This is a genomic window from Ornithinimicrobium flavum (assembly GCF_004526345.1).
Lineage (GTDB): Bacteria > Actinomycetota > Actinomycetes > Actinomycetales > Dermatophilaceae > Ornithinicoccus > Ornithinicoccus flavus.
Genome location: NZ_CP038213.1, coordinates 1132750 through 1146498, shown reverse-complemented (window position 1 = coordinate 1146498; position 13749 = coordinate 1132750). Strand labels below are relative to the sequence as shown.

Here is a 13749-nt window from a genome sequence, read left to right as displayed (position 1 = left end):
CTCGTCTGCTCCACCCCTTGCGGCTGAACGCTCGTTCAGTCTAGGCTGACTGTGTGTTCAGTCAGGATGAATCCCCCACGGCCCGCGACCGCATCCTCACCGTGGCCGTCGAGCTCTTCGGCGCGCAGGGCGTGCGGGGCACCAGCCTGAAGGCGATCGCCGCACAGGCCGGGGTGTCCCCGGCGCTGGTCATCCACCACTACGGCACCAAGGAGGGCCTGCGGGAGGCCTGCGACGAGCAGGTCGTGCGGACCATCCGGGAGACCAAGAGCCGGGCCATGGCGGAGGGCCCGGGCGCCGACCTGGTGTCGATGGTTTCGCGGATGGACGAGGGACGCTCCGTCCTGCGCTACCTGGCCCGGGTCCTCGTCGAGGGCAGCCCGCACCTGGACGCGCTGATGGACGACCTGGTGGACAGTGCTCTGCAGTACACCGCCGAGGCCGAGCGCGCCGGCATGGTCCGCCCCACCGCGGACCCCCGCGCCCGGATGGTCGTCCTCACCCTCTGGTCGATGGGCGTCCTCATCCTGCACGAGCAGCTGCACCGGATGCTCGGCGCCGACGTGCTCGGGGAGGGTGGCGACGTGCTGCCCTACATCCTCCCGGCCTCGGAGATCCTCACCTCGGGGGTGCTGACCGAGGAGGCGATCGCCGCCCGTGGCGACGGTGGCCCGGACCTGCACGCAGGAGCGTCGGACGGACCTCCCGGGGACCCCGACCAGACCGAGAACCCCGACCACCCCGACCAGAAGGACGCAACATGAGCACCACACCCGTCATCCTCACCGAGGGACTGGTCAAGACCTTCGGCGCCACCCGCGCCCTCGACGGGCTCGACCTGAGCGTCGAACCGGGCGAGGTGCACGGGTTCCTCGGGCCCAACGGGGCCGGGAAGTCCACGACGATCCGGGTGCTCCTCGGTCTGCTCAAGGCCGACGGGGGCACCGCCCGGCTCTTCGGCCAGGACCCCTGGGACGAGGCGGTCCGGCTGCACCGCCGGCTGGCCTACGTGCCCGGCGACGTCGAGCTGTGGCCCAACCTGACCGGTGGCGAGGCCATCGACCTCTTCGCCCGCTTGCGCGGCACCCTCGACCGGGCCCGCCGCGACGATCTGGTCGAGCGTTTCGATCTCGACCCCGGCAAGAAGGCGCGCACCTACTCCAAGGGCAACCGGCAGAAGGTGGCCCTCGTGGCCGCGCTCGCCTCCCCCGTGGACCTGCTGCTCCTCGACGAGCCCACCGCCGGGCTGGACCCGCTGATGGAGGTCGTCTTCCAGGAGTGCATCCGCGAGGCCGCGCCGCAGGGCCCACCGTCCTGCTCTCGAGCCACATCCTGGCCCAGGTAGAGGTCCTCGCCGACCGGGTCTCCATCATCCGGGCCGGTCGGGTCGCCGAGAGCGGGACGCTGCAGGACCTGCGGCACATGTCCCGCACCACCGTCGTGGCCTCCCTGCGGCGGCCCGCCGACGGGCTCGCCGACCTGCCCGGTGTGCACGCGCTCGAGCGCTCCGGCGACCAGGTCCGGCTCGACGTCGACGGCGACCGGGTCGAACCGGTCCTGCAGGTGCTCGCCGGGCTGGGCGTCACCTCGATCGTGGCACACCCGCCCACGCTGGAGCAGCTGCTCATGCGTCACTACGGTGACGAGCTGCCCTCGCGCCAGGACGCGGAGGTCGCCTGAGATGGGGACGACGACCACGCACCCGCGCCGCCCGGACGTCATCGACCCGGCCCCCGAGCACCGGTCCGTCAGGCCCACGACAGGCACCGCCACCCTGGTCCGCCTGATGCTGCGGCGGGACCGCATCAAGCTGCCCGCCTGGGTCGGCGGCCTGGGTCTGTTCATGCTCTACCTCGGGGCCGCGCTGCCCCAGCTCGCCCCCACCGAGGCCGACCTGGCCGCGGTGACGCCGATGGTGCAGCAGCCCGTCGGCCGCCTCTTCACCGGCCCCGCCTACGGGATGGAGGACCCCACCCACGCCAGCTTCTTCGCCGCCGGCTACCTCCTCTACCTGCTGCTGCTGGCCGCGCTGATGAACATCATGCTCATCACCCGGCACACCCGCCTGGAGGAGCAGAGCGGACGCTCGGAGCTGGTGCGGGCCGACGTGGTCGGCCGGCAGGCGCCGCTCACCGCGGCCCTCGTCGTGGCCGTGGTCACGAACGTCCTGGCCGCCGTGGTGGTCGGGATGCTCGCTCTCGTCAACGGCTATCCGGCCCCCGGCTCGGCGGTCGTCGCTGCGTCCGTCGGCCTGGTCGGCCTCGCCTTCGCCGGGATCACCGCCGTCACGGCCCAGCTGAGCGCCCACTCGCGGGGCGCCGCCGGTCTGGCAGGTCTGGTGCTCGGGGCCGCCTTCGCGCTGCGGGCCCTGGGCGACATGGTCGCCACCGGCGGCAGCGCGCTGTCCTGGGCGTCGCCGCTGGGCTGGGGTGCCCAGGCGGCGCCGTACGTGCTCGACCGGTGGTGGCCGCTGCTCCTCCTGCTCGCCCTCGCGGGCGCCACGGTCGCCCTCGCCTACGTGCTCCAGGGTCGTCGGGACCTCGGGGCCGGGCTGCTGCCGACCCGGCGTGGCCACGAACGTGGTGGCGCCGCTCTGGGCTCTCCGTGGGGCCTGGCGCTGCGTCTCCAGCGGGGACCGGTGCTGGCCTGGGGCGCGGCCATCCTCTTCCTGGGGGTGATCGACGGCGCCTTCACCCAGGTCATGCTCGACTCCGCCGACGCCCTTCCGCCCGAGATGCAGGCCATGTTCGGGGCGGAGCAGATGACGCTGGGCTACGTCGCCTTCCTGTCGGTCTTCAGCGCGATGCTGACCTGCGCCTACGTCGTGTATGCGGTGCAGTCGCTGCGCGCGGAGGAGGCGGCCGGTCGTGCTGAGCTGGTGCTGGCCACGCCCACCAGCAGGGCCGCCTGGGCCGGGTCCCACCTGGCGGTGGTTGCCGTGGAGGCGACGCTGATCATGGTGGTGACCGGGGTGCTCACCGGGGTGGCCGCGACCGCCGTCACCGGGGACCCGTCGCTCACGGGCGACAGCACCGTGGCGCACCTCAACCTCGTCCCGGCGGTGCTCGCCGTGCTCGGTCTGGCCGCCCTCCTGCACGGCTGGCTCCCGGGCCTGCTGGCACCGGTCGGCTGGGCGATGGTGGGCCTGATCGTCTTCGCGGGCACCTTCGCCACGCTGCTGGACGTGCCGCAGGCGGTCGTGGACCTGTCCCCGTTGAGCCACCCGGCCCAGGTCCCGGTCGAGGACGTGGCGCTCGTCCCGCTGGTGGTGCTGGCAGCACTGACGGTCGTCGCGGTCGCCCTCGGCCTCCTGGGGCTGCGTCGGCGTCAGGTCGCCGGACGGTCCTGACCCCAGGCGTCCTGCGGCGCGAAGTGCTGCCTTGCGCTACCGCCGGGACGGCAGGCAGCCGCAGGACCGCGGTCCGCAACCACGCACCTTTCTCCGCAGCACAACGGACGTCGGCGTCACCAGTTCAGCGGGGACCCCACGAATTGTCAGGTGAGCACGGCCCAGTCGACCACTCGCCTTGTAGCGAGATCTGCCTCGGTGCCCGCGCCTGCGCGTCATGGCTTGGCTCCGCTCTCCGGGCGTGTCGGTGCTGTGCTTCACTCTCTCTATGGCAGACCAGCGCAGACTTAACTACTTCGACCGCCCCACCCCCTCGCTCCGCCACTCGATGCCGTACGTCGTGGAGCTCTTCAACGGTGCGGACAAGGTCAAGATCGCGGTTCCTGGTTATGACATGACCGTCGAGGTCTTTGAGCGAGCCACTATCAGGCTTAGTGGCGAGCTCGCAGCCTATGACGGCGTGACCGTGCCTCTGGGGCTGCGCGCCGACAGTGAGGAATGGGATCTCGTGATCGCCGCGGTGAAGGGTGACGGCACCACCGGGGTCGGCGTTTGTCGGCGGGGAACGCAGCCCGTCCATGCTATTCCAGGCGGTGAGTTGAATGTAGAGAGTGGCACCATCTGCATCACGACCGTGGAGCAGGTTAAGAAGGATGGCCGGTTGTCCCACGCGGAGGGACGTCCTTGGATCCTTCCTGGCTCCGTGAGCGAGTCGGTGCGCATCGGCAACGGCACCGGTGACGGGGGTGAGGCCATCATCGCGCTCCTCGACGACGCTGGCGAAATGTGTGGGGTCTTCGTCGGCAGCGTCTTCGAGAGCGGCGCGTGGGCAGAGCGCATCTTGCCCGGTGAAACAGTGATGTCGGTGGAAGACCTTCGGGAAGCCCTAGTCGACTCCGCCGACGCTGGCGGCTCCGATAGCCAGATGCCCATCGCCGTCCAGAACGAGCGTGGGGAGTTCATGGGCTACGTGAGGGAGTGGGACTACTGGAACACTCTTGTCCTCACCGTCGACTCGTCAGCACGACCCGACGAGGCAAAATGAATCGCACCCTTCCGATCGATAACCTTGAAGGCCCACAGGGGTTCGAACCTCAGTAGACGATGCTGAAGACCCACACCGCCAGCGTCATGACCGTGAGGGTGACGAGCACGATCCCGATGAGGTTGAGCCACAGGCCGGCCTTGACCATCTGCGGGATGGTGACGTAGCCCGAGCCGAAGGCGATCGCGTTGGGCGGGGTCGCCACCGGGAGCATGAAGGCGCAGGTGGCGGCCAGCGCGACCGGGATGGCCAGCAGCATCGGGTCGACGCCGAGGCCGAGGGCGACACCGCGGCGACGGGGAGGAAGGTCGCGGCCGTCGCGGTGTTGGAGGTCAGCTCGGTGAGGAAGATGATCCCGGCGGTGAAGACGACGACCAGCAGGACCACCGGCAGCCCGCCGAGGCCCTCGGCCTGGGTGCCGATCCACTCGGTCAGCCCCGAGGAGCCGAACTGCGCGGAGAGCGCGAGCCCGCCACCGAAGAGGAGCAGGACGCCCCAGGGCAGCGCGACCGCGCTGTTCCAGTCGAGCAGGCGCACGCCGCGGGCGGCGCCGGCCGGCAGGAGGAAGAGCAGCAGCGCGATCGTCACGGCGATGCCGGCGTCGTCGATGGGGGGCTCGTCGAAGAGCAGCGGGATGCCCACCCAGGAGGCGGCGGCCAGGACGAAGATCGCCAGCACGCGGATCTCGCCCTGGGACATGCCGCCGAGCTTGTCGATCTCCCGGGTCATCATCTCGCGCCCGCCGGGGATCTCGTCGATCTCGGGCTTGAAGAAGACCTTGGTCAGCAGGAACCAGCAGATGACGAGGAAGACGATCGACAGCGGGACGCCGACCATCATCCACTGCCCGAAGCCGATGGTGATGTCGTGGTTCTCCGCCAGGTAGCCCACGAGCAGGGTGTTCGGCGGCGTGCCGATGATGGTGCCGAGCGAGCCGATCGAGGCGGCGTACGCGATGCCGAGCATCAGGGCGGTGCCGAAGTTGGACTCGATGACCGCGTCCTTGACCTGCTGGGAGGTGGGGTCGGCGTCGACGTCGACCCCGTCGAAGGCGTCCTCGGCGCCGCCCGAGCCGGTCTCGGTGCCCAGGCGCGCCACCAGCAGCAGGACGGACACACCGATGGGCAGCATCATCACGGCCGTGGCGGTGTTGGACACCCACATCGACAGGAAGCCGGTGGCGATCATGAAGCCGGCGACGACCATGGCGGGGTTCGTCCCCATGGCGCGCACGGTGACCAGCGCGATGCGCCGGTGCAGGTTCCACCGCTGCATGGCCAGCGCCAGCATGAAGCCGCCCATGAACAGGAAGATGATGTTGTTGCCGTATGACGCCCCCACCTCGTTGACGCTGGCGTCACCGAGGACGGGGAAGACGACGAGCGGGACGAGGGCGGTGACGGGGATCGGCAGCGCCTCGGTCATCCACCAGACGCCCATGAGGACGGCGACGGCGGCGGTCAGCCGGGCCGCGTGCGCCACGTCCCCGGGCATGACGACGTAGACGAGCAGCGCAGCCAGGAGGCCGGCCGCCAGGCCGATCCACCGGATGCGGTTGGGACGCTCCTCCAGGCCCGGGTCGCGCTCCCCCGGCGACTGCTGGGCGATCTCCGCCCCACGGTCCGGATCGGGTCCGTAGTCGCGCAGGTGGTCACCTGGAACGGTGCGTGGGTCGGACATGGGGGCTCCTCCGTCGTTGGTCGGCGCCCTCACGCTACCGATTGTTCACTCACCAGGAGCCGCTGGACGAGGAGTGTCGTGAGAGCGGCCGCCGTGACGAAGGCCACGACCCCTCCCCAGCCGACCGCCTCGAAGGCCAGCCCCCCGGCCCAGCCGAGCACGCTGGAGCCGCCGTAGTAGGCCAGGTTGTAGAGCCCGGTCGACTGCCCACGGGCCGTCACCGCCCGGGCCCCGGCCCACCCGGACGCGACGGAGTGCGCACCGAAGAAGCCCGCCGTGAGCACGACCAGGCCCGTGAGCACCAGCCACAACGGGCCGGTCAGGGTGAGGAGCAGGCCGGCGAGCATCACCAGGACGCTGGCGACGAGCACCGCATACCTGCCGTGCCGTGCGGCCAGCTCCCCCGCCCGCGGCGCGGAGACGGTGCCGGCCAGGTAGGCGAGGAAGACGAGCCCGACCGCCCAGCCGGGCAGCAGGTACGGCTCGGCGCTCAGCCGGAAGCCCAGGTAGTTGTATACGGCGACGAAGCCGCCCATGAGCAGGAAGGCGGAGAGGTAGAGACCCACGAGCGCGCGGTCCTGCAGGTTGATGAGCACCCGCCGGGTCTGGTCGAGGAGGCTGCCGACCCGCACCGCGACGAAGCGGCGCTCCCGCGGGGCGAGCACGACGAAGGCCACGGCCGCGAGCGCCGCCATCACCGACACTGTCGTCATCCCCACCCGCCACGAGGTCACGTCCGCGACCGGGGTGGCGACCACCCGCCCGAGCAGCCCACCGACGGTGGTGCCGCCGACGAACCAGCCGGCCGCGATCGAGGCCGCGCGGGCGTCGACCTCCTCGTTGAGGTAGGCCATCGCCAGCGCGGGGACGCCACCGAGGGCCGCACCCTCCAGCAGCCGCAGCGCGAGCACGAGCTCGAAGGTCGGGGCCCAGGCCGAAAGGAGACCGAGCACCGTGGCGCTCACGACGGCGACGATCATCGACCGCAGCCGCCCGAACCGGTCGCCGACGAAGGACCACGGCACGACGGCGAGCGCCAGCCCCAGCGTCGCGGCCGAGACGGTCAGGGCGGCCCGGTCGGCGCTGGTGCCGAGGTCCGCGGCGATCTGCGGCAGCACCCCCTGCGGGGAGTAGAGCTGGGCGAAGGTCGCGACGCCCGCGCACAGGAGCGCGGCCAGGAGGCGGCGGTATGCGGAGGTGCCGCGGGCGTGCCCGGGCTCGGGGTGAGTCACGGGTGCATAGAACCAGCCGGGACGGCTACCGGTCGAGGAGGGTGCGCGCGATCTCCGTCAGCCCGGCCTCGGTGGCCGACGGCTCCGGCATGGCCGGGTCGTCGCCGAAGACGAACGCCTGGAGGCTGATCATCCACCGCTCGTCCCCCTGCCGGACGTGCAGCTGGGCGTCGTTGAGGATAAAGGCCTCCTCACCCAGCCCGGCAATCTCGCGGTAGACGTCCTCGTCCTCGGCGTACTGCTCCTGGTAGACCGAGAACAGGTCGTTCTGGTCCAGGGCGGCGGACAGCCCCTCGCCCTCGGCGTTGGTCAGCGCCATGCGGCAGGCGGCGACGTTTGTGCCGGGCTGGGGGGTGTCGAAGGTCAGGTCCGCGAAGGCGGTGTCGGGGTCCGCCGCGGTCAGCGCGTCGCAGACCCGGTTGGCCTCGACCGACCCGTCCGCCTCCTCGGCGACCACGTCCTCGGTCTCGTCCATCGCGGCGCCCTCCTCGCCGGAGTCGTCCCCACCGGCGTCCCCCGCGTCGTCGGAGTCCTCGGCCGCAGGATCCGCCTCGGCCGCGGCGACCGGATCCTCCGTGGCCTCGTCGTCGCCCCCACCGCAGGCCGTGAGGAGGAGCACGGCGAGGAGGGGGGCCGTGACGGCCAGGAACCGCCGGGGAGCTGCTGGGGCTGGGCGCATGGGCGACCTCTCTCGGCGGTGAGCGTCCGACCAGTAAAGCGGCTCACCAGGGGATGCGGCAAGGGCCAGGCGTGGGGTGAGGTGCCGTGACGTGGCCACCCAGATGGCCGAGGCGGGGTGGATCCGTCAGGCTCGGACGATGAGCAAGCACACGCTGACCATCACCCTGGACGCCGAGATCACCGACGAGGCCGCCCTCGTCGAGGCCGTCGAGTCCGACACCCCCGAGGGCTCGCTGTCCCCCGACGACATCCGCGAGGAGGACCGGGCGCCCTCGTCGCTGGTGGCCGGGGTCTCCAAGGCCCTCAAGGGCCTGTCGGTCCCCGGCGTGACCATCGGCGAGGCGAAGGTCGTGGCCCGCGACGAGTAGGTCGGCGCGGCCAGGTCAGCGCGGCGGGACCGACCGACGACGGCCCCGGCCTGCGCTGGCCGGTGAGTGGCGACCCAGGTCCGGCGTTGTGACACATTGATCGTCCCGACGATCAATGTGTCACAGGAGCCCCGCACCACGATGTCGCGGGAGGCCTCAGGTGGACGGCGGCGGAGGTGGGGGCGGGGGTGGAGGCGTCGAGGGTGCCTCGGGAGAAGTCGGGGCGGTTGGCGGTGCCGGCGGGCTGGACGGGCCGTCAGCCTGCTGCCCGTAGGACGTGGCGGCCCCGCCCTGGGGAGGCTGCGTCCCACCGTAGGAGGTCGGCGCGCCACCGTAGGACGCTGGCCCTCCCCCGGGCGGGGGTGGCGCCCCGGGCGGCGGGGGTGCCGAGGCCGCCTGCTCGGCGAGCGTGTCCAGCTGGCGGAGCAGCTAGGAGCGACGCGCGCCGTCGGCGGGAGCGCCCCGGTGCTCCTCGTGCACGAGCCGGCCCAGCTCCTGGTAGAGCCGCGCCGCCTCGCCGCCGGTGGCGCCCGGCACGTTGAGGCCACTCTGCGAGAGCATCGTCTCGGCCTTGCCGGCCAGCTCGTTCGCGGTCTTCATCGCCTTGTCGAAAAGTCCCATCGTTGCCTGCTCCTTTGCTGACAAGTGCCTTCGCCACCGACCATACTCGGGTCGTGGACGGTCCGGGGGCCTCCTCGCCCGCCGGCGCGACCGCATACCTCGTTCTCGACCCGACCAGGCAAGGAGAAGCACCCATGGCGATCCACGGCTCCCTCTTCGAGGAGTTCAAGGAGACCGAGTCCCGCGACCAGTTCGTGCGGCAGAACTCCAAGTTGCTCAAGGTCCGGATGGACTACGGGCCGGTGAGCGCGCGGATGGGCTCGATGGTGGCCTACCAGGGCGACATCCGCTTCGCCAACCGGGGCTCCGGCGGGCTGGACCGGATGCTGAAGAAGGCGATGACCGGCGAGGGCGTGCCGATCATGGAGTGCACGGGCCAGGGTGAGCTCTTCCTGGCCGACAGCGCCGCCGACGTGCAGATCCTCTACCTCGACAACGACATGATCTCGGTCAACGGCGCCAACGTGCTCGCCTTCAGCTCCTCGATCGACTGGGACATCCACCGGGTCGCCGTCCGTGGCGGGATGATGGCCGGCGGTCTGTTCAACGTGGTGCTCAAGGGCTCGGGGTATGTCGCGGTGACCAGCAAGGGCGAGCCCGTCGCCCTGGACGTCGCTCAGGCGCCGACCTTCGCCGACGCGCACGCGGTCGTGCTCTGGACCGCGGGCGTGCGGATGGACGTGCGGGTGGACACCGGCGGGCTCGGCTCGATGATCCGCGGCGGCACCGGCGAGACGATCCAGATGGCCTTCAGCGGCAACGGGCACGTGCTCGTGCAGCCGGCCGAGAACGCCCAGACCGCCGGCAGCGGCGAGCGCACCGGCCGCAGCGGAGGTCTGGGCGACCTGCTCGGAGGGTGAGGTCGCCATGGGCAGGGTCGTCGCGTCCATCACCACCTCGGTCGACGGCTTCGTGACCGGCCGGACGACCGTGCCGGTCAGGGCCTCGGCGTCGGCGGGGAGCGGCTCCACCACTGGGTCATGGGTGGTCCGTGGACCTACCAGGCCGGTCACGACACCGACGGCATGCACGGCGCGGACCGGGAGTTCTTCGAGGCGGTGACCGACGGCCTCGGCAGCGGGGTCATCGGCCGCGGCATGTATGACGCCGCGGGCGCCTGGGGCGGGACCAACCCGTTCCCCGGACCGGTGGTCGTCCTCACGCACCGCACCGAGGACCAGCCGGACCCGAGCTCGGGCTTCGTCTTCGTCAACGGCTTCGAGGCCGCCGTGGGGAAGGCGCGCGAGCTGGCCGGGGACGGTCACCTTTCGCTGGGCGGTGGGGCCGATCTGATCCGTCAGGGGCTGAGGGCGGGGGTGGTGGACGAGCTGGCGATCTCCACCGCCCCGGTGGTGCTCGGCCGGGGCAAGCGGCTTTTCGAGGGCCTCGACCTGGACCTCGACCTCGAGGTGCTGGGCGTGTGGAGCTCGAGCTACGCGACGCACGTGCGCTACGGGGTCCGGCGGTCCTGACGGGGTGACGGGGGCCGGACAGACGGCAGGCGGGACATCTTCGGCGGGCGCGACCCCGGCCGGGCCGCGAGCATGGCGTCATGAGCGACATCCGTTTCGGCTACACCCTGATGACCGAGCAGGCCGGACCCAAGGACCTCGTCCGCTTCGCGATCGCCGCCGAGGAGCGCGGCTTCGACTTCGAGGTGAGCAGCGACCACTACTTCCCGTGGCTGTCGGCCCAGGGTCACTCCCCCTACGCGTGGAGCGTCCTGGGCGCCGTCGCCCACGCGACCGAGCGGGTCGGGCTGATGACCTACGTCACCTGCCCGACGATGCGCTACCACCCGGCCGTCGTGGCGCAGAAGGCCGCGACGCTGCAGATCCTCGCCGACGGCCGCTTCACGCTCGGCCTGGGCAGCGGGGAGAACCTCAACGAGCACGTCGTGGGGCAGGGGTGGCCGACCGTGGGCACCCGCCAGGAGATGCTGGCCGAGGCGGTCGAGATCATCCGCGCCCTGCACACCGGTGAGCTCGTGGAACACCGGGGTGAGTACTTCGACGTGCCGTCGGCCCGGGTGTGGGACCTCCCCGAGGACGGTGTCGACATCGCCCTCGCGGTCGGCGGGGAGGAGGCCGTCGCCCGGTTCGCCCCGCTGGCCGACCACCTCGTCGCGACCGAGCCCTCGAGCGATCTCATCGAGCAGTGGAACGGCACCGACGGCGCCCCGCGCATCGGGGACGGTGGCCCGGCGCGGGCGGTCGGCCAGATCCCGATCTGCTGGGACCCGGACGAGCAGCGGGCGGTGGAGCGGGCGCACGACCAGTTCCGCTGGTTCGCCGGGGGTTGGTCGGTCAACGCGGACCTGCCGACGACGGCCGGCTTCGCGGGGGCCACCCAGTTCGTCCGTCCGGAGGACGTGGCCGCGCAGATCCCCTGCGGGCCGGACCTCGACGGGATCGTCGAGGCGGTCCGGCCCTACTGGGAGGCCGGCTTCACCGACATCGCTCTGGTGCAGATCGGTGGCGAGAGCCAGGACCAGTTCCTCCGGGAGTGCGCCGAGCCCCTGCTGGAGAGGTTGAGGTCCGCGGCCGGGTAAGGGGTTGTCACAAGGACGCCGCCAGCCAAGCGCGCTGTGACGACGTCCTAGTCCCAGGCGCCGATCCGGGACAGTGCGTCGCGCAGCGTGCCCTCGCGGCTCACACGGCCACCGCACGCGACGTCGGCACCTCTGGACGGACGTCCCCTGCCTGGGCGCGGACGTCACTCACGTCAGCCAGGGCCGGTTCGACGAGGTCCGCGTTGCGGGCGCGCAGGGATGCCAGACCAGACGCCCGCACCTCGACTCCGTTCTCACGGGTCCCCCAGATGCTCTTCCTGAGGGTCAGCAGGGACCACATACGCAACGGGGCCATCACGAAGACCGTGAGATAGCCGTAGACCGGTGTCACCAGGAAGGAGTGGAGCCGGGAGCCGGGGGTCTGGTGCAGCCTCTTCACGTCGAAGTACCGGACGGAGCGCGCCATGGCCATGACGGCGACGAAGAGGAGGTACTCAGCCAGGAGAAGGTCACCGGTCACCATCGGGTGGATGACGATGATGTAGACGAGGATCGAGGAGAAGACCAGCCACTGCGTGAGCTCTACCAGTGTGAGCCACCAGGCCAGGATGCGGGGACTGCGGTGCCGCAACACCCACAGCGACTCGCGGAAGAAGGAGCGACCCCAGCGGGTCTGCTGACGGAAGTAGTGGCTCCACCGCTCCGGAGCCGCGGTGTGCGCGATGGCGTTCTCGGCCAGTACGACCTTCCCCTCGGTCAGGCACCAGTTGGTCAGGTGCCGGTCGTCACCCACGGTCGCCACCTGACCCAGGAACGTCTGGTTCAGGAAGGCGTCGAGGTGTCGCAGGACGACGTCGGCACGGTAGAACGCAAGTGACCCGCACACGCACAGCACGGAGCCGAGACGCGAGTATGCGGCGCGCTCGCCCACGAAGGCGTTGATGTAGCGGACGTCCACCAACCGGGTGAGGAGGTTGCGCTCGTGGTTGGCGACGACGACGACACCGGTGCTCGCCGTGACCCGCGGATCGGAGAAGGGAGCCAGACCTTCCTCGACGGCGTTGACCTCGAGGATGGTGTCGGAGTCCACGCACAGGAAGACGTCCGCCCTGTCCTCGAGCTCACGGAAACCGGTGGCGAGTGCCTGCCGCTTCCCCGCATTGTGCTGGTGCCTCAGTGCCACGACAGAGGGATGTCGGCTGGCGTAGCGCTGGGCCAGTCGGTGCCCGCCCTCGTCCGTCGAGCAGTCGTCGACGACGACGATGCTTTCGGCCGGCCGGGTCTGCGCCAGGAGGGAGTCCAGGCACGCGGCGAGATAACGGGGGTCCTCGTTGTAAGACGTGATGATGACGCCGACCCGCAGGTCCCCAGGCGCCGCGGCCCAGCGGCGAGGAGGGATGAGAGAAAGAGCCAGCTTGGTGCCGAGGATGGCGAAGACGGCCCATCCGTACCAGCTGGCCGCACCGTGGCCACCCCAGAAGCCGGCCACAAGGCTCAGGCAGGCGGTGAAGATGAAGACGGCCAGCAACGGATTTCGCTTGACGTAGGTCGTGGCGCCACCGGGTCCGGTGCGCACGACGGAAGGAGGTTCGACGACGTACGCCATGGTGGCCAGCTTTCAGACTGGGGGACAGGTATGCCGAGGCTGTCACACGCGTCTCACCTGCACCACGAGACACGCTGTTGGCCCCCAGGCTCAGTGGAGCACCCTTCGCGCATACGGGCGGTTACGTCGCCTCCGCCACCATCTCCTTCTCGGTCCGCGCCCGCCAGAGGGCGGCCGCACGCTCGGCCAGCCAGCCCAGCGCGAGCGCGAGCACGAGGGCGGCCACCATCCCCAGGAGCGGCTGGTCCTCCAGCCAGGCGCCGGCCACCGCGCCGATGCCGACGTTGTAGCCCGCCCAGGCGGTCACCGCGATGCTGTCGAAGAGCATGAAGCGTCGCCGCGGGAACTCCATGGCTCCTGCGGTGAGGTTGACCATCTGTCGGCCGCCGGGGATGAAGCGGCAGACGATGATGATCATGGCCCCGTGCCGCAGCAGCATCCGCGCGACCCACAGGAAGAAGGCCCGCACCCGCGGGCGCTCGCTGCCCTGAAAACGACCCAGCCGGTGTACCTGCCGATCGTGTAGGTCAGGTTGTCCCCAGGAACCCACCGAGGGCGGCCACCACGATGAGGGCGACGATGCTCGGCTCGCCCTCGGCCGCGGCGACGGCCGCCAGGGCGACGAGGGTGCTCTCGGCCGGGGCCGGGGGGAGGA

At 71.1% G+C, this 13749-nt stretch carries 12 protein-coding genes and 2 pseudogenes; 8 read left to right on the top strand and 6 right to left on the bottom strand.

Translation table 11 applies throughout. The features are described 5' to 3' along the window. The first annotated feature begins 53 nt into the window (after positions 1-53). The 4 genes and pseudogenes from E3Z34_RS05365 (at position 54) to E3Z34_RS05350 (ending at position 4394) form a co-directional block, all read left to right on the top strand. Entirely contained in the window at positions 54-764 is a 711-nt protein-coding gene (locus E3Z34_RS05365) for a TetR/AcrR family transcriptional regulator (protein ID WP_134772774.1), read from the top strand. Continuing rightward, positions 761-1680, top strand: a pseudogene (locus tag E3Z34_RS05360) (ABC transporter ATP-binding protein). Before E3Z34_RS05365 ends, E3Z34_RS05360 begins: the two are co-directional and overlap by 4 nt. A 1-nt stretch (position 1681) precedes the next feature. Continuing rightward, entirely contained in the window at positions 1682-3349 is a 1668-nt protein-coding gene (locus E3Z34_RS05355) for an ABC transporter permease (RefSeq protein WP_134772773.1), read from the top strand. Between the two features lie 268 nt (positions 3350-3617). Beyond that, positions 3618-4394: a hypothetical protein gene (locus E3Z34_RS05350; protein ID WP_134772772.1), complete on the top strand. Its 777-nt coding sequence runs from the start codon at positions 3618-3620 to the stop codon at positions 4392-4394. A 49-nt stretch (positions 4395-4443) separates the two neighbouring features. Here the strand turns inward: E3Z34_RS05350 and E3Z34_RS05345 are convergent. From E3Z34_RS05345 to E3Z34_RS05335, 3 genes and pseudogenes are all read right to left on the bottom strand, one after another. Continuing rightward, positions 4444-6074: pseudogene (locus tag E3Z34_RS05345) on the bottom strand (SLC13 family permease). Positions 6075-6103: 29 nt separating this feature from the next. Continuing rightward, positions 6104-7306, bottom strand: coding sequence for an MFS transporter (locus E3Z34_RS05340; protein WP_134772771.1), 1203 nt, complete (start codon positions 7304-7306; stop codon positions 6104-6106). Between the two features lie 25 nt (positions 7307-7331). Beyond that, a complete protein-coding gene (locus E3Z34_RS05335) occupies positions 7332-7985 on the bottom strand; it encodes a hypothetical protein (protein WP_134772770.1) in 654 nt (217 codons plus the stop codon). A 91-nt stretch (positions 7986-8076) separates the two neighbouring features. Here E3Z34_RS05335 and E3Z34_RS05330 point away from each other — a divergent pair, with 91 nt between their 5' ends. Then, positions 8077-8355, top strand: a complete 279-nt coding sequence (locus E3Z34_RS05330) for a hypothetical protein (protein WP_134772769.1) — start codon at positions 8077-8079, stop codon at positions 8353-8355. 429 nt (positions 8356-8784) lie between these two features. On the opposite strand, the gene E3Z34_RS05325 is transcribed toward E3Z34_RS05330, so the two are convergent. Next, positions 8785-8976, bottom strand: coding sequence for a hypothetical protein (locus E3Z34_RS05325; protein ID WP_134772768.1), 192 nt, complete (start codon positions 8974-8976; stop codon positions 8785-8787). Between the two features lie 53 nt (positions 8977-9029). Between E3Z34_RS05325 and E3Z34_RS05320 the strand changes: the two genes are divergently transcribed. From E3Z34_RS05320 to E3Z34_RS05310, 3 genes are all read left to right on the top strand, one after another. Beyond that, positions 9030-9836, top strand: coding sequence for an AIM24 family protein (locus E3Z34_RS05320; RefSeq protein ID WP_238695361.1), 807 nt, complete (start codon positions 9030-9032; stop codon positions 9834-9836). Between the two features lie 120 nt (positions 9837-9956). After that, on the top strand, positions 9957-10448 hold the full coding sequence (locus E3Z34_RS05315) for a dihydrofolate reductase family protein (RefSeq protein ID WP_202977025.1): 492 nt from the start codon (positions 9957-9959) through the stop codon (positions 10446-10448). 80 nt (positions 10449-10528) lie between these two features. After that, complete coding sequence (locus tag E3Z34_RS05310) at positions 10529-11527, top strand: LLM class F420-dependent oxidoreductase (RefSeq protein ID WP_134772767.1); 999 nt, start codon at positions 10529-10531, stop codon at positions 11525-11527. Between the two features lie 100 nt (positions 11528-11627). Here E3Z34_RS05310 and E3Z34_RS05305 read toward each other — a convergent pair whose 3' ends face one another. Beyond that, on the bottom strand, positions 11628-13094 hold the full coding sequence (locus tag E3Z34_RS05305) for a glycosyltransferase (protein WP_134772766.1): 1467 nt from the start codon (positions 13092-13094) through the stop codon (positions 11628-11630). Between the two features lie 121 nt (positions 13095-13215). Continuing rightward, positions 13216-13563 (bottom strand): DedA family protein, encoded by a 348-nt coding sequence (locus E3Z34_RS17620; protein ID WP_158288607.1) that lies wholly within the window; start codon positions 13561-13563, stop codon positions 13216-13218. Positions 13564-13749: the final 186 nt, after the last annotated feature.

Coding starts and splice junctions, on each gene's coding strand:
- E3Z34_RS05305 (WP_134772766.1), bottom strand. CDS start 13,094: ATGGCGTACGTCGTCGAACCTCCTTCCGTCGTGCGCACCGGACCCGGT.
- E3Z34_RS05350 (WP_134772772.1), top strand. CDS start 3,618: ATGGCAGACCAGCGCAGACTTAACTACTTCGACCGCCCCACCCCCTCG.
- E3Z34_RS05335 (WP_134772770.1), bottom strand. CDS start 7,985: ATGCGCCCAGCCCCAGCAGCTCCCCGGCGGTTCCTGGCCGTCACGGCC.
- E3Z34_RS05355 (WP_134772773.1), top strand. CDS start 1,682: ATGGGGACGACGACCACGCACCCGCGCCGCCCGGACGTCATCGACCCG.
- E3Z34_RS05310 (WP_134772767.1), top strand. CDS start 10,529: ATGAGCGACATCCGTTTCGGCTACACCCTGATGACCGAGCAGGCCGGA.
- E3Z34_RS05325 (WP_134772768.1), bottom strand. CDS start 8,976: ATGGGACTTTTCGACAAGGCGATGAAGACCGCGAACGAGCTGGCCGGC.
- E3Z34_RS05315 (WP_202977025.1), top strand. CDS start 9,957: ATGGGTGGTCCGTGGACCTACCAGGCCGGTCACGACACCGACGGCATG.